This window comes from Chryseobacterium ginsenosidimutans (genome assembly GCF_024807225.1).
Classification (GTDB): Bacteria; Bacteroidota; Bacteroidia; order Flavobacteriales; family Weeksellaceae; genus Chryseobacterium; species Chryseobacterium ginsenosidimutans.
In genome coordinates this window covers 1,646,343-1,666,547 of the sequence record NZ_JANUCO010000001.1, presented here as the reverse complement: position 1 = coordinate 1,666,547, position 20,205 = coordinate 1,646,343, and the positions used below count along the sequence as shown (strand labels likewise).

General features: G+C 34.0%; 16 protein-coding genes. 8 read left to right on the top strand and 8 right to left on the bottom strand.

Going from position 1 to position 20,205, the window contains the following annotated elements; all coding sequences use genetic code 11:
* Positions 1–145: 145 nt before the first annotated feature.
* From J3D55_RS08040 to J3D55_RS08030, 3 genes are all read right to left on the bottom strand, one after another.
* Positions 146–2,173, bottom strand: coding sequence for a M13 family metallopeptidase (locus J3D55_RS08040; protein WP_259130216.1), 2,028 nt, complete (start codon positions 2,171–2,173; stop codon positions 146–148).
* A 575-nt stretch (positions 2,174–2,748) separates the two neighbouring features.
* Positions 2,749–6,147, bottom strand: a complete 3,399-nt coding sequence (locus J3D55_RS08035) for a trifunctional glycoside hydrolase family 18/polysaccharide deacetylase/glycosyltransferase family 2 protein (RefSeq protein WP_259130213.1) — start codon at positions 6,145–6,147, stop codon at positions 2,749–2,751.
* 87 nt (positions 6,148–6,234) lie between these two features.
* Positions 6,235–7,485 (bottom strand): CinA family nicotinamide mononucleotide deamidase-related protein, encoded by a 1,251-nt coding sequence (locus J3D55_RS08030; RefSeq protein WP_259130211.1) that lies wholly within the window; start codon positions 7,483–7,485, stop codon positions 6,235–6,237.
* A 114-nt stretch (positions 7,486–7,599) separates the two neighbouring features.
* On the opposite strand from J3D55_RS08030, the gene J3D55_RS08025 reads away from it, so the two are divergent.
* Both J3D55_RS08025 and J3D55_RS08020 read left to right on the top strand, forming a co-directional pair.
* Positions 7,600–8,076 carry a DUF7832 domain-containing protein gene (locus tag J3D55_RS08025; RefSeq protein ID WP_259130209.1) on the top strand — a complete coding sequence of 159 codons (477 nt, stop codon included), beginning with the start codon at positions 7,600–7,602 and terminating at the stop codon, positions 8,074–8,076.
* Between the two features lie 227 nt (positions 8,077–8,303).
* Positions 8,304–9,257 carry an IS110 family RNA-guided transposase gene (locus J3D55_RS08020; protein WP_259130207.1) on the top strand — a complete coding sequence of 318 codons (954 nt, stop codon included), beginning with the start codon at positions 8,304–8,306 and terminating at the stop codon, positions 9,255–9,257.
* A 155-nt stretch (positions 9,258–9,412) separates the two neighbouring features.
* Here the strand turns inward: J3D55_RS08020 and J3D55_RS08015 are convergent, their stop codons facing one another.
* The 4 genes from J3D55_RS08015 to J3D55_RS08000 form a co-directional block, all read right to left on the bottom strand.
* Positions 9,413–9,952 carry a lipocalin family protein gene (locus J3D55_RS08015; RefSeq protein WP_259130206.1) on the bottom strand — a complete coding sequence of 180 codons (540 nt, stop codon included), beginning with the start codon at positions 9,950–9,952 and terminating at the stop codon, positions 9,413–9,415.
* Positions 9,953–10,233: 281 nt separating this feature from the next.
* Positions 10,234–10,968, bottom strand: coding sequence for a LytR/AlgR family response regulator transcription factor (locus J3D55_RS08010; RefSeq protein WP_259130204.1), 735 nt, complete (start codon positions 10,966–10,968; stop codon positions 10,234–10,236).
* Between the two features lie 25 nt (positions 10,969–10,993).
* Positions 10,994–11,707, bottom strand: a complete 714-nt coding sequence (locus tag J3D55_RS08005; RefSeq protein WP_259130201.1) for a PA3715 family protein — start codon at positions 11,705–11,707, stop codon at positions 10,994–10,996.
* A gap of 7 nt (positions 11,708–11,714) precedes the next feature.
* Positions 11,715–13,493, bottom strand: coding sequence for a tetratricopeptide repeat-containing sensor histidine kinase (locus J3D55_RS08000; RefSeq protein WP_259130199.1), 1,779 nt, complete (start codon positions 13,491–13,493; stop codon positions 11,715–11,717).
* Positions 13,494–13,623: 130 nt separating this feature from the next.
* Between J3D55_RS08000 and J3D55_RS07995 the strand changes: the two genes are divergently transcribed.
* The 6 genes from J3D55_RS07995 to J3D55_RS07970 all read left to right on the top strand — a co-directional run bounded on the left by J3D55_RS07995 (position 13,624) and on the right by J3D55_RS07970 (position 18,760).
* Positions 13,624–14,589 carry an SIMPL domain-containing protein gene (locus tag J3D55_RS07995; RefSeq protein ID WP_259130197.1) on the top strand — a complete coding sequence of 322 codons (966 nt, stop codon included), beginning with the start codon at positions 13,624–13,626 and terminating at the stop codon, positions 14,587–14,589.
* Between the two features lie 67 nt (positions 14,590–14,656).
* Complete coding sequence (locus J3D55_RS07990) at positions 14,657–15,010, top strand: hypothetical protein (RefSeq protein WP_259130194.1); 354 nt, start codon at positions 14,657–14,659, stop codon at positions 15,008–15,010.
* Between the two features lie 131 nt (positions 15,011–15,141).
* Positions 15,142–15,819 carry an SIMPL domain-containing protein gene (locus J3D55_RS07985; RefSeq protein ID WP_259130192.1) on the top strand — a complete coding sequence of 226 codons (678 nt, stop codon included), beginning with the start codon at positions 15,142–15,144 and terminating at the stop codon, positions 15,817–15,819.
* Between the two features lie 142 nt (positions 15,820–15,961).
* A complete protein-coding gene (locus tag J3D55_RS07980; protein ID WP_259130190.1) occupies positions 15,962–17,557 on the top strand; it encodes a DUF4139 domain-containing protein in 1,596 nt (531 codons plus the stop codon).
* A gap of 17 nt (positions 17,558–17,574) precedes the next feature.
* A complete protein-coding gene (locus tag J3D55_RS07975; protein WP_259130189.1) occupies positions 17,575–18,354 on the top strand; it encodes a VWA domain-containing protein in 780 nt (259 codons plus the stop codon).
* Positions 18,317–18,760 (top strand): hypothetical protein, encoded by a 444-nt coding sequence (locus tag J3D55_RS07970; protein ID WP_259130187.1) that lies wholly within the window; start codon positions 18,317–18,319, stop codon positions 18,758–18,760. Before J3D55_RS07975 ends, J3D55_RS07970 begins: the two co-directional genes overlap by 38 nt.
* 146 nt (positions 18,761–18,906) lie before the next feature.
* On the opposite strand, the gene J3D55_RS07965 is transcribed toward J3D55_RS07970, so the two are convergent.
* Positions 18,907–20,112: an NAD(P)/FAD-dependent oxidoreductase gene (locus J3D55_RS07965; RefSeq protein ID WP_259130186.1), complete on the bottom strand. Its 1,206-nt coding sequence runs from the start codon at positions 20,110–20,112 to the stop codon at positions 18,907–18,909.
* Between the last annotated feature and the right edge of the window lie 93 nt (positions 20,113–20,205).

Below are 20,205 nucleotides of genomic sequence, written 5' to 3'. Positions count from 1 at the left end.
AAAAACGGGCTAAAGCCCGTTCCTATTGATAAAAATCATGTACAGATTCTTCGACTTCGTTCAGGATTTTCGCAATTTTAAATTCAATTATTATTCACAAAAAAACCGCTCATTTCTGAACGGTTTTACTATTTTTTGGTAGTTATTACCAGATTTTAATTCTGTCTGCAGGAGCTTTGTATAATTTATCTCCTTGTTTTACGTCAAATGCTTTGTAGAAAGCATCAACGTTTGTTAAAGGACCAAAACTTCTGAAATATCCAGGAGAGTGTGGATCTGTTTTCACTTGGTTTACCATGTATTTTTCACTAGATAAAGTTCTCCAAACTGTTGCCCAGCTTAGGAAAAATCTCTGATCTTGAGTATAACCGCTAATTGATCCCGGGTTTCCTTTATCTTTTAAATACATTTGAAGTGCGTCGTAAGCGATGTTTACACCCCCTAAGTCAGCGATATTTTCACCGTTTGTGAAAGTTCCGTTTACATTAGTTCCTTTTACCGGCTCATATTTGTCATATTGAGCAGCAAGAGCTTTTGTAGCTTTTTCGAAGTTCGCTTTATCTTCCGGAGTCCACCAGTCTACCAAGTTTCCGTCTGCATCGAATTGCGCTCCTGAATCATCAAATCCGTGGCTCATTTCGTGACCGATAACTGCACCAATTCCACCGAAATTCACAGCAGCATCAGCTTTAGGGTTAAAGAAAGGCGGCTGTAAGATTGCAGCTGGGAAAACGATTTCGTTGTTTACCGGGTTGTAGTAAGCATTTACCGTTTGTGGAGTCATTCCCCATTCTGTTTTGTCAACAGCTTTTCCGATTTTAGCTAAATCTTTGTTGTACTGCCATTCTCCGATACCTTGAAGGTTTGAATATAAATTTCCACCTTTAGCTTCAGAAACAATATTTAGTTTAGAATAATCTTTCCATTTGTCTGGATAAGCAACTTTTACAGTGAATTTATTCAACTTTGTCATTGCTTTTTCCTTCGTTGTAGAAGACATCCAAGCTAAATTGTTGATATGAACTGCGAAACTTTTCTTTAAGTAATCGATCAATTCTACCATTTGAGCTTTTGCTTCAGCAGGGAAATATTTTTCAACATATAATTTTCCAAAAGCTTCACCTAAAGATCCGTTAATCAACTCATAACCTCTCTTGTTAAGCGCTCTTTGCTCTTGTTGACCTCTTAAATATTTACCATAGAAAGCAAACTTCATGTCACCCAATTTTTCGCTTAGGTAAGAAGCACTTCCGTGGATTATGTGGAATTTCAAATAATCCTTAATTACAGGAAGATTCTGAGCATTCACCAATTTATCGAAATCTTTGTAATAACCGATTTCTCCGATGATTACTTTATCTGTATTTACCCCAACTTTTTTAAGATAAGCAGGAATATCAACCCCTTTTACCAATGTCTTAAGCTCAGCCATTGTTCTTGGGTTGTACTGAAGTGTATTATCACGGCTTTGCTCGTTGGTAAGATACGTTTTTGCAATACTTTTCTCGTAATCTACGATACCTTTTGCAGCAGCGTCAGCATTTTTGTAGCCTAATTCTTTCAACATTGAAGCTACATATTTTGTATATTCAGCTAAAGCTTCCGTGTTTTTTTCGTTTACTTTCTGGTAATAATCTCTTCCTAAACCTAGAGATGCATTTCCTAAATAAACTGCATTCATTTTAGAATCTTTCAAATCTGCATCTACTCCCCATCCGTACAACGTATTTTCACCTTCTTTCGTTACAGAAGTCAGATAATTCTGAAGGTCCGTAAGGTTTTTAATAGCATCAATTTTGTTGATATTTGCTTGAATAGGCTTGATTCCGTCTGCATTTCTCTTCGTCATGTTCATGTACGTTGCGTACAAATCCTGAATCTTTTTGCCTTCAGTTCCGTCTGCAAATTTGTCCTTCAAAAGAGAGTTCAAAATTGTCATTGAGTTATTGTCTGTATCATCAGCCAATTTGTTGAAACTTCCCCAAGTTGGTTTATCAGAAGGGATTTTGGCAGTTTTCATCCAAGTTCCACTCACGTAGTTATAAAAGTCATCTTGTGGACGAACTGATTTATCCATCAAGCTAATGTCTAGACCTTTGTCTGTAGCTTGCGCGTTCACTGTTTGTGAACAAATCCCTGCTAATAAAAACAAAGAAAGCGTTAATTTTTTCATTATAATTACAATTTATACAATAAGTATATCACTTATATTATTTGTTACTTTTTTATGAAAACAAATTTAATTAAATATTAAGATTCTGTTTAATTTAAGTTTCTTAATTTGAATAAACCTTATTTATTCACACTTTTCAATAGTAAGAACCTGTTTAAATTTATCATCTAAATTTTCTTAATCTAAATAAACGGAGTTTATTCTTTATTTAACTATTAAGAATTTAAGAAATCTGCCAACTTCTAAGAATTGAGAAATCAATAAATTGATTTTTAAGTTTTTTAAGCCTCAATCCCCTTAAAATCTTAACTTCTTAATGTTGAAAAACATTTATAAGAAATTTAAACAGGCTATTGGTTTGTATTACTTTTATAAATGAAGTGCCTATGTTTTTCTTTAAATCAAGTAATCCAATTTCAAAAAAATTTGTTTATCCTTGCGATAATTAAACGCAAAGCAAGACAAAGCGTCATCCAAATTATCCTTGAAATTTAAGATAACAAAGGCGTTTCACTTATTTTCGAAAAACAAAATTTTATAATCTTAATTTCTTACTATTGAAAATTAAATATATTTTAAGAAGTTGCAATTTCTTTTACATTTCCTGTTCTTTTTAAGAATCCCCAAGACTGCATTTCGCCTTTCAGAGCCTTTCTTAAACTTCTGAACAACACTATATACATCAACCATCTGTACCCGAATCTTTGCGGAATGACGTACAAAATATTCACTAATTTTTCTTTCTGCATGATAAATGCGATTAAAGCCAACGAAGCATCTACCAAAAGAAATAGCAAATAATAACTAAATATTTTCTCGCCGTTTCCTGATAAAATCCCGAAAAACATAATCACATCCGCCAAAGGAGAGAAAAACGGAATAATATACTGAAAAAGCAAAATATTCGGCATTGCCCAAAGTCCGAGACCTTTATATTTTGGATTAAGGAATGTTTGTCGCTGTTTCCAGAACATCTGCATGATTCCGTACGTCCATCTGAAACGCTGTTTTAAAAACTGTTTTACACTTTCCGGAGCTTCGGTTACGGCAACTGCTCTGTTTTCATTGGCAACGGTATATCCTGCTTTTAAAATTTTCACAGTAATGTCGCAATCTTCCGCCAATGTATCGGAAGAATATCCTCCAACCTCATCAATTACCGATGTTTTAAACGCTCCGATCGCACCCGGAATTACCGTAATCGCATTGATATTTGCATACGCCAATCGATCAAAATTCTGACTGGTCGTGTATTCTATAGATTGCCATTTCGTCAACCAATTTACCGTATTTCCAACTTTTACATTTCCTGCAACCGCGGCAATTTTTTCTTCTGAATTTGAGTTTAAAAATCTTGCTATTAAATATTTTACAGCATTTTGCTCCAGTTTTGTATCGGCATCAATACAAACTACATATTCTGCATCGGTGTGAGAAATTCCGAAATTTAAAGCGGTTGCTTTTCCACCATTCGGTTTTGTGAAAATTTTCAATTTAGGATGATTAGGAAATTCTGCTTTTGCCTTTTCATAGGTTGAATCTTTACTTCCGTCATCCACCATAATCACATCGAAATTCGGATACGTCTGTTTTAATAAATTATGTAAAGAAGAAATAATATTTACTTCCTCATTATATGCCGGAACGATGATGGAAACTTTCGGATAAGATTCTAACACAGGGAAATTTTCCAGTTTTTTCTCTTTTTTTCTTTCTTTAAAAGCCCAATACAACATTACGATTAATCTTATCAATCCTAAACCAATAAAAATCGTAAAAAGTGCCACCAGAAAATGACTGATTCCATAAATAATCGTTGCCAAAACCAAATTAAGCTGCATCACATAATACGATCTTGTTTTCGGAATTTCCGGCATCAGTTCGTTTTTACTTTTATGAAGAATGCTTGCTAAATTTGTGAAATGATAGCCTTGTTTCTGTAACGTCGGAATTAGAATTTTTAGTGCTTTAATAGTTTCCTCGCGCGTTTCTCCACCTGCATCGTGAAGAAGTATGATGTTTCCTCTTTCTAGTTTTATTCCAGCCATTACGCGTTTTACAATTTCGTTGGCTTTTATTCCGGGTTGCCAATCTTCAGGATCGATGCTTTCACCGATATCCAGATAATTTTGCTGTCTCGCCAACGCTACAGGAATAATTTCTTCGGAAGTTGTAGGTTCAGAATCCGCATTGTAAGGCGCTCTGAACAATATCGTGCTGTGTCCTGTTATACATTCAATCAGCAATCTTGTCAGCTTCATTTCAAGCAAGGCTCTTTGCGGACTTACTTTCGCTACGTTTTCGTGGGTAAATGTATGATTTCCTATTTCGTGACCTTCACGATAAATTCTTTTAACCAAAGGAAGATTTCTCTCCGCATTTAATCCTACCAAAAAGAATGCAGCCGGAACATGATATTTTGAAAGAATATCCAAAACCTGCGGAGTATACGTTTCATCCGGACCATCATCAAAGGTTAAAACCAACTCTTTCTGAGGCGCTTCTCCATATTTTTTCACTTCATAAGAACTTGGATAGGTCACATAATTTTCATCAGTGATAATCTTTTCTTTAGGATCAATTTCTAATGCTATTTTTCCGTCGTGTGGTGTATTTAAGACATCCAAAACTTCGCCGTCACCGATGTAATCTACCATTGTCTGACCTTTTACATTTTCAAGTGTTTTTAAATTTAATTTTGATAATCCTGCAAAAGTTAAGTCTTTATCATAAAAATTCCAGACACGGCTGTCTTCGCTTCCCAATCTCCAAAGCGCTGTTCCCGCCAAAGGATATTCCGAAGAAAAACGCATGGTGTTAAAAATAGACGCCGCATCATTAAAAAACACAGTATGGGTATTCTTTTTTGAGTCTGTGTAAGAATAATTTAAATTAAAAGTATTATCATCAAAATTAATCACCGCTTTACTTGCACTTGCTTTCGTAATCGCCTGCATATACGTCACAGAAGTATTGTTGTCTTTGTTTGTACTCCAATCGTAACCGTAAGCTCCCAATCCTAAAATGATCTTGTTGGGAGTCGTTTTTTCTAAAATTTTATCGGTTTGTGCTTCGATCCATTTTTGTGAAGAAACAGGTCCCGCATCGCTGTCAGCAGAATATTCGTCATATGCCATCAACACAAAATAATCTACATAAGGATTCAGTTTCTCAACATTATAATCGTCATTATCGGTCATAATATCCATCGAAACCAATAAATTATTTTGTTTGAATGTCAGGGAAAGCTCTTGCATGAAAGCAATCAGATATTCATCAGAATCCATATTCATGTCTTCAAAGTCGATATTGATGCCTTTAAAATGAAGTTTCTGGCATTGCTGCGTCAGTTTCTGGATCAGCTTTGTTCTTTTTTGTGGATCTTTCAATACTTTTCCCAATCCTTCAGAATGGAATTCCTGTTGAAAGTTATTACTCAAAATTGGCATTGCAGCAACTCCTGTTCTTTTAATGACTTTATAGCCTTCAGGATCGACATTGGTTTTCAGATCTCCAGTTTTGGGATCAAGGAAAAACCATTCGGGAAAAACCAGATTGATGTGTTTGATATTTCTTTTTAAAGACATCAAAGACTGCGGATCCCATGCAACATAAAATGCAGAACGGATTCCGCCCGGAAATTGTGCCCAGTTTCTGTTTTGATTTTTAAGTCTTTCGGCTTTAGCTTTCTCGATTTTAGCAAGACTTGTGTGGATTGTTTTTTCAGAAATAAAGTTCCGGAAACCTTTGTATTCTTTAGAGATCTTATTTTCCTGAAGATACGGTTTGCTCGCTGTAATAACGGCTTTATAGTCTTCTTTAAAAGGAATTTTAGGGCTTTTATCCAGTTTCATCATCAGACCTAAAGCCAAGAAAAGCAATACGGCAACGAAGATGAAAACACGACTTCCCCACTGCACATTTCTCCAGCGTTTTTTGTTGTCTGTCTGAAAAATCTGTTTTGAGTTTTCCACGATTATAATATTTTTTGAATGGATTACAAAAACCGTGAAAAACTACCTTAGATTTAATTAAAAAAATATTAAAATTGAAATTATCATTTAATTATTAATAAGAATCCCCACCAAATCCTGAATAATCTTCTGTGAAACAAAATTCATAAAATCCAGTCTTTCTAAATGCGGCATGTATAATTTTGACGTGACTTCTTGATCATCAATTCTAATGGTATAAAAAATCGTTCCGACTTCTTTCCCGTCCTCACCTTTTCCAGGACCTGCAACTCCGGTCGTTGACAGTGAAATATCGGTATTAAATAATTTCTGACAACCTTCTGCCATTTCCGCTGCGACCTGTTCGCTGACAACAGAAAACTCTTCTATCGTTTCTTTTTTAACCTTTAAAATCTCAATTTTCTTTTCGGCTGCATAAGGAATAATTCCGCCAAGAAAATATTTTGAACTTCCTGAAACTGACGTGATCATTTTTGCCAATTCTCCGCCTGTACAGCTTTCTGCAGTTGAAATGGTCAGTTTTCTTTCCGTTAGAATTTCAGCCAGAATTTTCTCGATTTTATCTTCGGAAGTGGCGATGACATTATCTTTAATTAAAGGCAATAATTTTTGAATTTCTTCTTCTAACTGTTCTTGTAAAAAGCTTTCGTTTTCGCCTGTCGCAGTCAACCTTAATTTCACACGAGTTCCCACCGGAAGATATGATAATGCTAAATTTTGAGGTAAAGCGAGTTCCCAGTTTTCAATAGTATCTGCCAAAATACTTTCAGGAATTCCGACAACGGAAACAATTCTTGTGGAAATATAATTTAGACTAAATTTTTCGTGTAAATAAGGAACAATCTGGTCTTTTATCAGCGGTTTTACTTCGTAAGGAACGCCCGGAAGACTGAATAACAATTTCCCGTCCTCTTCCATCATCATACAAGGTGCTGTCCCGAAATGATTCTGAAAAACTTTAGATTTTGTAGGAACAAAAGCCTGTTCTCGGTTTCTTTCCAGAATTTCCAGACGACCGCGTTTTTCCATATAATTTTTAAGATGATTAAAAGTCACCTCATCCAAAGCAATTTCATCATTAAAAAATTCGGCGATGGCTTTTTTCGTTTTGTCGTCTCTTGTTGGTCCTAAACCACCCGTTGTAATAATTAAATTTCCTATTTCAAAAGCAGATTTAATAGTATTTTTGATGGTTTCAATTTCATCTGAAATCGTAAAGATCTGTGAAACTTTAATTCCTATATTTTTAAGTTCGGTGGCGATGAAGTTAGAATTGGTATCAACCGTGTTTCCAGAAAGGATTTCGTCACCAATAGTAATCAGAACAGCATTTTCCATATTTTATTTTCGAAAAAATTCTTTTACAAATGACGGAAAAATCTCTGTGACGGGCAATATAAATTGATTTTTTCTATTTTTGACGAATATTGTCTAAAACTATAATTAAAAACTATGTCTAAATACGATGATGCTTCATGGCATTATGGCGGTGATTTTCCCGAAGAACTTCCTGAAAAAAACGGCGCTACACACACAGGAATGTTCCTGAATTGGTGCATTAATAAAGATTTGATTTCCGATGAATTAAAAGAAGATGCCGAAGAAGAAATCGGAAAATTAAAGAGAAGGGAAATAACGGGTGCAGAATTTGTGATTGATTCTTTGGACGGAAAATTCTCTGAAAACGACCTGAATGAACTAGGAAACAGTTTCGCAAAAGATTATTATAAAGATGAAACAGATTTTGCAAACAGATTCAGTTCATTTGCCGATGATTACATCAATCTTTTTGATACCAAAGCAGAAGAAAACGATTATGAATACGAAACATTCTATCATATTGAAGATACTTACGAAAATTATGATCTGATGAAACAAGTTATCGATTATCGTTTTGAAGAATGGAAGGAGTATAAGAATTTGAGTTAAATATGTAGTTTGTCATCCTATGTTTGCAAAGTAATAACTTTAATGAATAAACAAAGAGAAGTTAGGGTAAAGAAAAAAGCTACAAATTGTCATTAGTCTCACAGACAGAACGGAATGTAAGTTCCTTTACCCTTTGCTACAAAAGCTTGAACAGATCATTAGGTTATAAAGCCTGCATTCAGGATAGATAAGCTAATGTAGTATTTCTTCTCGGTAAAAAATATTGTATGTGTAAATTTATAGGAATTGACATTAGTAAACAAACATTTGATGTGGGTTTTTTAGAAAATAAAATCTGGAAGCATTACGTTTTTGAGAACAATGTTTCAGGATTTAAGAAATTATTAAAACTTATAAAGCCGGAAGACTGGGTTGTAATGGAAGCTTCGGGAAGTTACTATCTTCCTTTGGCAGAGTTTTTATCCAAAATGGGAATGCAGATATCTGTGATGAATCCTTTGGTGATCAAGCGATTTTCCCAGACCAATCTTTATCGGGCAAAAACGGACAAGAAAGATGCCCAGACCATTGCGGAATATGCAGAAAAATATGAATTGAGGAAGTGGAATCCGGCGAGTGAAAACGCCAATAAACTCCGCCAATTGTATAGTCGGAAAGAAATGCTCATAAAACAGGTTCATCAGAATCAAAGACAGTTGGAAGCCTTTGGTTCTAGTGGATTTTTGGACAAATTTTTGAGAATGGAGATCAATAATTCCATCAAATATTTGGAAAATAAGATATTAAAACTGGAGAAGGAAATGGACAGACTCTCGATGGAGGAATATTCTGAAACGATGGAAAATCTACAGACTATTCCGGGAGTAGGAAAACAAACAGCGATGATGATGTGTCTGATTACAGACAATTTTGAGAAATTCGAACATTACAAGCAGCTGATTGCCTTTGTGGGATTCAGTCCCAGGATCTATCAAAGCGGAACAAGCGTAAAAGGAAGAGGCCATATCTGCAAAATGGGTAATGCTCAAATCAGAAAACTGCTTTATTTATGTAGTTGGAGTGCAAAAAGATGGAATGCCAAATGTAAGGAAATGTATGAACGTCTAAAAGCAAAAGGCAAACCCGAGCGTGTTATAAAAATAGCCATCGCCAACAAACTGATAAAACAGATATTTGCCATTGGAAAAAGCAAAGAAAAATATCAGACAGATTTCTGCTAAATAACTTGCATATTAACACAGATCATTCCGTAGGAATCTCAGCAATAATTTTTATAATAATGATGCTTAGATTCCTACGGAATGACAAATTGTGTGCTATTATATGGGGCTTCGACAAGCTTAGTATAAACTTACAATCGCTCTTCGCAATAACTTTAATTATGTTTCACCCAAATTAATTCGTGTGTATTGTAACCAATTTTCTTAGCTTTTTCTAAGAATCTCTGTCGGATACTTTCGGGGATTTCTTTGGTTCTGGAGAGAATCCAAAGGTATTTCAAACTGCTTCCGGCAACCAAAGCATAGTGATAATCATCATCGATATCGATTACATTATAGCCTGCCCAAATAGGTTTAAAAAATGAAACTTTTAATCGGGCTTCTGTTTTTTCATTCACAAATTTTGCTTCTCCGATTGATTCCTTCCATTCTTTTTTGATATAATTGTAGCCTTTATTATCGACGCGAATTGTTCCGTTTGGATTTTGTGAATAGGTTGCTGTTACATTGTCCATATTTTTCTCAAATTTATAGTCGAAACGGGCGATTTCATACCATTTTCCAAGATATTTTTCTGCATTAAAATGTTGAACAGCAATTGCACCTTTTGGAATTCCAACCGAAAAGGAATTTAAAATGATTAATCCCAAAACACCTAATGAGACGGGGATTGCGATTTTTTGAAACGTTTTCATAGTAGAATATTTTTTGTGATGGAATGAAAAGTTCAAAAATAATGCCTGAAATTTTAAGTTTCAGGATTTGGTTTTTAACGCAAGGAGCGCTAAGTTTTTTTTAAAATTATTATGGATATTTTTCGGTCGTAAAGGCACTCTGTTCAGCAAAGACTGATTGCGATTTTAGCTGAGTAAAACGCCCTTGCGAACGAAAATATTTTCAAGTCTATTTAAAAAAAATTTACGAGCGTAGCGTTTAAAAGATGTATAAGATTTTCTTATCCCGAACTGAGGTTAGTTTATGAAAACACCTTTAGAAAATTATCTTTAAAGCTTCCGGAAACCTCAATTTCTGTGCTGTCTGAAAGTGTTGCCGTTCCGCTTTTATGGTAAGATTTTACAAAATTGGTGTTGATAATATGCGAACGGTGAACTCGTACAAAAGGGTTTTCAAGCAAATCGTCAAAATGTTTCAAAAATCGGCAGACCATTTTCTTTGAACCGTCTGTAAGATACACCTGCGTAAAATTTCCATCTGCCTGAAGTCTTACAATGTCTTCTGTTTTTACCACATCAAAACCTTGCAAAGTCGGGAGAATGAGCTGTTGTTTTTCGGGTTTTAATTTTAAATTTTCAAGGAGAATTTTATTTCGGTTGAGTTCTTCTTTTTTCTCAAGACTTTCAGCCACTTTATTAACTGCCAAAATTAATTCTTGGATATCAATCGGTTTTAAAATATAATAACTCGCCGATTTATTCAGAGCCTGCAAAGAATATTGCGAAAATGCAGTAATAAAAATCGTTTCGTAAGAGAAATCCTTCGTTGCTTCCAATACATCAAAAGCGTTTCCGAAAGGCATTTCTACATCCAGAAAAACCAACTGCGGTTGCTTTTCTGCAATCAGAGGAACTGCTTCTTTGATGTTTTCCGCTTCCCCTAAAATTTCTATTTGCGGACAATATTTTGTAAGATAATTCCTTAAAACATCTCTTGCAATAATTTCGTCGTCTACAATTACGGAGGTGATTTTCATGTTTCTTTAGGTTTAGGTTGCAGCTTTATTTGTAAATTCCGTTGTTGAATTTTAAGATTTTAAAAGTCGTCCTTACTTTTTCTTCATTTTTGCAGTCATCATTCACTACTTTATTTATTGTAGCGGTTATTTTGGTCTTGATTTTAAGGTCGGTGAAATTATTTGTTTTTGTCTTGTCAAGCATAATTACAGAAGTTTCATCTTCAAATTCTCCCGCACAATTGGTATCCCATTCTCCACTGCTCGAGCTCAAATTAAACTCATTAAGAACTTTTTTAAATGTTTTTCCAGAAGGATAATACAGGGAAATATCTTCCGAAGAATACGGATTTGGTCTGCTGCTTCCTTCGAAAATAACTTTCAATCCAAAAGCCCGGATATTTGAACCGATCGTATACAAACCGGTGTCTATAACTAAGCTATACAACCTTATAGCATCCGAAGTAATTTCTCGCGGATCAAGATATTGGTTTTTAATACTTCCTTTTTCATCAGTAATCAAGATATAATTTTTGATTGTGAAAAAATCTTCTTCATATTCTCCTACTAAAATCGGAATCACAACAATGTAAGAATCTTCCGCATTCGGCATTTTCTTTTCTGTGCAAAACTCATTTTTAATTCTTGATTTATTCAATTTTAAAGTCTTTACAATATTTTCAAAACGAACAGATTCGATTTCCTGAGCATTAATAATATTTACGAAAGACAAAATAATCAGTAATAAAATTTTCTTCATTGTATTTTTACGTTAAATTAATTTTCACCTCAACCAAAACTCCGGAATTATTTTCTTTATTCTTAATCGAGCAAGTGATTTCTTTTTTATACAAATCATTCAGCAACTGAATTCTTTCCAGCGTATTTTTCATGCCGCGACCTTCTCTGTTTTTCTGATGTTCCGTTTTCAATTTTTTGCTTTCCTCAATTCCGATTCCGTTGTCTTCGATCGTGATTTTAAGATGTTGATTTCCTTTTTCAAAACTTAATTTGAGAAATCCTTTCGTGGTTCTGTAACGAAGTCCGTGCCATATTGCATTTTCCAGAAACGGCTGTACAAGCATTCCCGGAACTTTCAGGCTTTGCGTATTCAGGCTTTCGTCGACCTCAATTTCATAATCGAATTTATCTGTGAAACGCGTTTTTTCTAATGCTAAATAATTCTGAAGCAAATCCAGTTCCTGCTGAAACGGAATAAAATCGTCGGTAGAATTTTCCATCACACCGCGCATTAGCTTTGAAAATTTGGTTAAATATTGATTCGCTTCCAGTTCATTATTCATGGCAATGAAATGATTCACAGAATTTAAGCTGTTAAAAATAAAATGCGGATTCATCTCACGACGAAGCGACTGCAACGCAATTTTTTTGTTCTTGATCTGAACTTTTTTTAAGGTTCTGAAAATGAAAATAATCAAACCAATTAGTATAATCAAAGCCACAATTAAGCTGTAATTAAAGACATTTTTCTTTCGGATTAACTCATCTTTCAGCTTTTTTTCCTGTTCCAATTGAGTAATTCTCTGCTCCGTATCTTCCAGAATTTTATTATCGACCAAACTTCTGTCCTTTGAAACCAAATCAGGCAATTTTCCGAGAAAATCACGATACAACTGAACCGATGCCTCTGTATTTTTTGATACATTATAAAGACTGTCTAGTTTTTTAACGCTCTTTTGAGCTTCCAGTGTATGCCCTTTTTCAAGCGCAATTCCGTAGGATTTTTTTAATAAATTAATAGCTTCACCAATATCATTTTTCTTAATATAAATATCTGCTAATTCCTGAATCTGATTGACTTTTTCCTCAGAATTATCTTTAACAAAATCTTCCTTCAACACCTTTTTCTGAGCTTCAATGGCTTTATCAAAGTTTTTATTATCAACATAAAAATCCGTAAGCTTTTTATTAATTTCCAACGCCTGTTGAGGAGCTCCTTTCTTGGAAATTTTATAAGCATTATTCAGGTTTTCCTCCGCTTTTGGAATATTGTTCTGCTGAATATTCACATCCGCCATTTGGCTGTAACCTGCTGCCAAATCGCCTTTGTCTTTATCCTTCTCGTTGAGTTGAATATTGCTAAGAATTGCCTCTTCTTTAGTTTCAGCAGAATTTGTTGAAAGCCTTACTGCATCGTTAGAATTAACCGTTTTACTTTTAGAATAACTTACTTCTGCGGCTCGGCTGTAATTACTGATTGCGGGTGAAATTTTATTCTGTTTTTCCTGAGATTGAGCTAATTTTCTACTCGTTTTTTCGATATTGGGTTTATCATTTAATTTCTCGTAGATCGTTTTTGCTTTTGTATAATATTCTTCACTTTTCTGGAAATTCCCGCCATTGAAAAATGTTTCACCGATGTTGTAATAAGAATCGGCTTGTGCGTTTTCATCTTTATTATCAACTGCTTTTTGCAATTTTTTACTTTGATTCTGAACTTCCCACGCAGTATTTGTTGTTTGAGAATATGCAATATTCCCAAAAATCATTAATAAGAAGATCGTAAAAAGATGAAATATTTTCATAAAACAAAGATATACATATATATAATCTGTAAAAAACTATTCACCAAGTGAAATTCCCGATTCACCAAGTTTCCTGTTTCGTGCTGTGATTATGAGGCTAAGTTTGTGCCATAATTCAAACTTAATTATCATGAAAAACATTACATTATTAGCATCCGTTTTATTCTTTCAACTTTCATTTTCACAGGTTTCAGGAAATATTAATTATAGAAATCAGGTTCAGTATTCGGATAATAATATCAGTATCGCAACTCCTGTCGTCAACGAAAATATCATTACCGTAAAAGGATTGGCCAATGTAAAAGCCGAGCAATATGTTGCCATTTTCAGCATTACTCAAATAGGTGAAAGTGCGGAGGAAGTGAATGAATTGATGGATAAACGTATCAATACTTCTTTAGCTCAAATAAAACTTAATAAAGCCGCCGAAACCTACGTTGATATGATTTCTTTTGTCCCTGTTTATCAATATAATGTGGAGAAAAAAATATTCAGTAAAAAAACGTACAATGAAGTTCCTGCCGGATTTGAGCTGAAGAAAAATTTACATATTAAGTTTACAAATCCTTCTCAGCTCAATGATTTCATTTCTATTTTATCCAAAAATGAAATCTATGATCTGGTTCGTGTTGATTATTTTTCCAGCACTATCGAAAATATCAGAAAAGAACTGATGAATAAAGCAAAACTTGCATTACAGGAAAAAGTAAAAAATTTCGAAACCATATTAGGAGAAAGCTTTACTACCGCAACGAAAAATATCAGTGATGGCTACAGAACCGCTCTTCCCACAGAAATGTATAAATCTTACGAAGCGTATAACAGTTCTTCACTGGCATTGAATAAAATGGCCAATGTAAATCAAGTGAATAAGGCAACAACGTCCTATTACCAACCTATTTTGGATAAAGAATTTGATTTTGTGATCAATCCTGTGATTCATGAACCCGTAATTCAGGTGATGTATGAGATAAAACTTACGATTAACCGCGAAAAGGAGAAAGAAAAGAAAACTGAAGCCAAGGAAATCAACAATTATATTTTAGTAACTCCCAATGGAGAAGTTAAAAATTTAAACCTGCTCACAAAACCTTAACACAAATTGAAACTGAGTTAACAATCAACAGATTAGCAATGATTAAATTTGTAAACACACCATAACCATGAAAAAACATTTTTACTTTTTATTCTTCTCTGTTCTGTTACTGAACAGTTGCTCGTTTCTTGAGCAAAGCGATTTTATTGAAACCAAAATCATTTCGAGCGACCTCAACGAAAAAATCATTTATAAATATTATCAGACCGGATTCGATAATTATAAAGTTGATTTTTACTCCGTTCATAAATCTGATTCTACTAAATTGTTTGAGCATTATATCAATGATGCCCTTTTTACATCAAACACTTATCATATTTCGGAAAATGAGGATGAACTTATTATAAAGACAAAGCTTTTTTCGGAAGTGAAAAAACTCGTCACCAGAAGCGGAAAATCAATCATTTTGACCAACAGATAACAGTTCTTTTTGAACTGTTTTTTATTTTCATCATTTCACCAAGTCAAACTTCCTTTTCACCAAGTCTCCCGATTTTTGGTTTTAAATCATAGTAATTTTACTCTAGAAGTTTAAAATTAAAAAAGGAAATTATGAAATTGAGACATTTTTTATTGATCGGATTAGTAACATTTGGAAGTCTGATCAACGCACAGGAAATCAAGAAAAATTCAATTGAAGTAACGGGAGTTGCCGAAATGGAAGTAGAGCCGGACGAAATTATTTTCAACGTCGGAATAAAAGGCGACAATAAAAACCAGCTTGCCGACAACGAAAAACTGTTGTTTGAAACCTTGAAAAGCAATGGAGTGAAAAACGAAGATATTAAGTTTAAATCGATGTATCAGAATTTATATTCAAAAACAGCAAAATTTACGAAGAGTTTTCAGTTTAAAGTAAATGCTAAAACCAATGTGAGTAAGCTTTTCGAAGATTTAAATCAAAAATGGATAACGACTTTAAACATTTCTGAAGTAAAGAACACAAAAATCGCAGACTTTAGAAAAACCGTTAAGATCAACGCATTGAAAGCGGCAAAAGCAAAAGCAGATTATCTGTTGGAAAGTATCGGTAAAAAAGCAGGAACTCCTCTTGAAATCGTAGAAATTGAAGATTATATGAGTGATACCGTTGTTCCGATGGCTTATAAATCTGCAAGACTAAGCAATGTACAGCTCGAAACTGCAGATGCAGGAATTGATTTTTCGTTTGACAATATCGAAAACATCAAGCTGAAATACAGCATTAAAACAAAATACGAAATCCTTTAAAAATAGATAAAGACAGTTTGAAAAGGCTGTCTTTTTTTCTTCGCTACAATCTTCACCAAGTCAAAGTTCAACTTCACCAAGTCTCCAAAAATCGGCTTCTGATTAGGTGTAATTTTATTTCAAGAAAGATAAATAATAAACTATGAAACACTTTGTAATACTTCTTATATTCTGCGCTTCAGTTTTTAAAGCCCAGGAAATAAAGAAAGAAATCGATGTAAAACAGGCCACTGTATTTTTGCAGGGCGCTAAAGTTTTCGGGAGTACTAATGTGAGTCTTCAGAAAGGAAAAAACATGGTAAGAATCACCAACCTTCCGAATGATCTTGATGAAAATACGTATAAAATTAATCTTGAAAAAAATACAACCCTTCTTTCTATCACTCCACAAACGGCTGTTTTAAAAAACGGTGAAATGTCTGAGAGTGACAAGAAACTTGATATTGAAAAAAAGAAAATCCAAAGACAGGCAGATCTGTTAAGTATTAAAATTAATACTCTCGAAGGCGAAAAAAAGATCATCAATGATAATCTGAAAATTTCAACCAATGACAGAGAAACTCCACAAAAACAATTGATAAAGCTTACTGAATTTTACAGAAAAAGAATGCTTGAAATTGATAATGAAGTTTTTCTTCTCAATGAACAGAAAAGTAATTTCGATGAAGGCGTTGCAAAAATCAATCAAACATTTGCAGAAAACCAACCTCATCAAAGTGCAAATACCAAGGAACTTTTATTGGAAATATTAGCCGAAAACGAAATTAATTTAAACCTTGGAATAAGTTATATCGTTGCCAATGCCGGATGGATTCCTACTTATGATCTGAGAGCAGAATCTGTAAAAAATCCACTGGAAATTGTTTATAAAGGAAAAATTTATCAGAAAACAGGTCAGAATTGGAATAATATAAAGCTTTTTGTGTCAACGTACAGACCTTCATATAATCAAAACCGACCAATTTTGTCGCCACTTTATGTAGCAGAATATTCTCCCTATAATGCACAAGCCGAAACACAGGATTATAAACTGAAAGAAAGCGCTGCAAAAATGAATTCTTATCAAATGCGAGATGAAGCTGCAAAACCGAGCCAGATTCCTGTTGCGACCGTTTCCGAAAGCCAGATGAATATTTTGTATGAATTAAAATACAGCCAGAATATTATAAGTCAGGAAAAAGAACAGTATGTAATTCTCGATAAAAAACAAGTCGATGCCACTTACAAATATCACACAGTTCCCAAACTCAGCAACCAGGTTTTTCTCATGGCATTTGTTAAAAACTGGCAGAATCTTAATCTTATTTCAGGAGAAGCCAATATTTATTTTGAAGATAATTATATCGGAAAAACTACTATCATGAGTAATTATATAAAAGATGAATTCCCGATTTCTCTGGGCGTAGATGAAAGAATTGTTGTAAAAAGAACAAAATTAGAAGATAAAACATCTCAAAAAACCTACAATTCTAATAAATCGGAAACAGAAAAGTATCAGATCGATATCAGAAATAATACAAAAGAAAGTATCAATCTGGAAATTCTCGACCAGCTTCCAATCAGTGAGAATTCTAAAATTTCGGTGAAAGCAACAGACATTAATGGCGGAAATTATGATGATAAGACCGGAAGTCTGCTCTGGAACAGAACAGTAAGCAGCGGAGGCTCAGAAAAAATAAATTTCTCCTACGAAATAAAATATCCAAAGGATTTACAAATACAATATTACAGCAGATAACTAAAAAAAATACTACAATGACTACAAAAATTTTAACACTCGTATTGGGCGCAGCTTTTTTAAGTCCCAATGTACCTAATCTAAGCTGTGGAGCTAAAGCCACGGATAAAAAAGAACCTCAAATTATTGTTCAGACAAAGCCTTCTGATGATATTTTGAAAGAAAATAAAATTCAAGTTGCGTTGCTTCTGGACACTTCCAACAGTATGGATGGACTGATCGATCAGGCAAAATCCAGACTTTGGAACATTGTGAATACGCTGACTACCTTAAAATATAACGGAAAAGCGCCACAAGTAGAAATTGCTTTGTACGAATACGGAAATGACGGACTGAAAGATGAAAATTACATCCGACAGGTTGCTCCATTGACTCAGGATTTAGATTTAATTTCAGAAAAATTGTTTGCTTTGAGAACCAACGGCGGAAGTGAATATTGCGGTGCGGTAATTCGTGATGCTTCCATGAATCTAAATTGGGATGGAAATGATAAAAGTATGAAACTGATTTATATCGCAGGAAATGAATCTTTTGATCAGGGAAAAATCAAGTATCAAGAAGTGATTTCAGGTGCAAAAAAGAAGAATATTTATACCAATACCATTTTCTGTGGTGACAGAAATGAAGGAATTCAAACTTTCTGGCAAAACGGAGCTTCGTTGGGAGACGGAAAATACTTCAATATCGACAGCGACAGAAAAGTAATTTACATTGAAACGCCTTATGACGTGAGAATTTCCGAATGTAATGCAAAGCTGAATGACACCTACATTTACTACGGAAACTCGTGGTTCTGAATATAAAAGCAAACAAATTGCCCAAGATGAAAACGCAGAAGTACAATCGGCTTCCAATGCTGTGGAAAGAACGGTGGCAAAGTCGAAAAAGAATGCTTACAAAAACGATCATTGGGATTTGGTGGATAAAGCAGAGAAAGATCAAGGCTATATTTCAACCATTAGACAAGAGGAATTGCCTTCTGAATTAAAGGGAAAAAGCAAAACGGAAATTCAGAAAATTGTCACTCAAAAGTCTGCTGATCGAGATAAAATTCAGAAAGAAATTGAAGAATTGTCGAAAAAAAGACAAGATTTCATCGATGCAGAAATGAAAAAACGCGGAAGTTCAGATTCTGATGATCTTGGAAAAGCAATTGAAAAATCGGTTCATGAACTGGCTAAGAAAAACGGATACAGCCTATAAATTGTTAGAAATTTTATTGGTAACCGAAAATTTTGAAGTCACCAATTTTTTATATCTAAAACGTGATGTGATTAAAAACTATAACCATGAATTTTTATAGTTGTAAAGCGGCATTTCCATTGGGAAATGCCGCTTTCTCTTTTAATCTATCTTCCAAACTTAAAATATCTTGAAAGAAGATGTTTTTTACCTTTCATAAATTGGGATGCCATTTCCATTCCTGTAACGGAAAATGTAATTCCGTTTCCTCCGAAGCCAAGAACAAAGTAAGAATTCTTAAAATTTTTATGATCGCCGATGTAAGGAAGTCCATCTTTTGTTTCCCCGAAAGTTCCTGCCCAGACAAAATCTGTGTAGAAATGATAGTCGGGTTTTATTTTTTTTAAGGTTTTTAAAATTTCTTTTTCTTTTTTATCAAGAAGATTATCCCGTTTTTCGGCATCATAGAAATCTTCGTCGCCACCACCGATTAAAAGCCTTCCGTCATCGGTTGTACGCATGTACATGTAAGGTTCATCGGTGTTCCAGACCAATGTGTTGGTGATGTTTTTGAATTTATCGTGATCGATTTCAGAGACGATTGCGTAGGTACTTTTTAAATTGACAAAATTTTCTTTGATGAGGTTTTTACTTTCGTATCCGATACAGTAAATTATTTTTTTAGCCTTAATCTCAAATCCGGAATCAACTGTAACCAAGTTATATCCCTTAAAATATTCAACTTTTGTCATTTCCGTTTTATCGAAAATTTGCAAACCTTCTTTTTCATTTAATTTAAATAATTCATGAGAAAACTTGAATGCATCGATACTTGCGCCTTGTTTAGACAAAATTCCGCCAAACGTATTTTCAAAACCAAATTGCTTTAAAATATCTTTCGATTCAAGCCATTTAACATCAAAACCAGCATCTTTTCTCGCTTTATATTCTTTTTTTAACCATTCAACATCTTTCTTTTTCGAAGCATAATACAGTGATTTTTTTCTTTTAAAACCTGAAGTTGATTTAATTTCTTTTGAAAGTTTTTCAATCGTATCAATAGAATCCGAACATGCTTTATAGCTTTCCACCGCTCCTTTTTCGCCAATTTGTTCAATCAATTCAAAAAGAGGAACATCGATTTCGTATTGAAGCATTGAAGTTGTCGCCGAAGTACTTCCGTTACAGATTTCACGTTTATCGATAAGAATCGTTTTGTAGCCTTCCGTTACCATTTGATGGGCAATTAAGCTTCCGGTAATTCCGCCTCCGATCACTAAAACATCACATTCTTCGTTTGATTTTAAAGAAGGATATGAAGCAATCAATCCGTTTTTTAAAAGCCAAAAAGGTTCGTTAGATTTAAGATTCATAGGATAATTTTTCTGTAAATAATCAATAATTACGCCTTTCCATTCATAAAAAATTAAATAATGGTTTAATTTTTGTTTTCATCCTAAAACCAA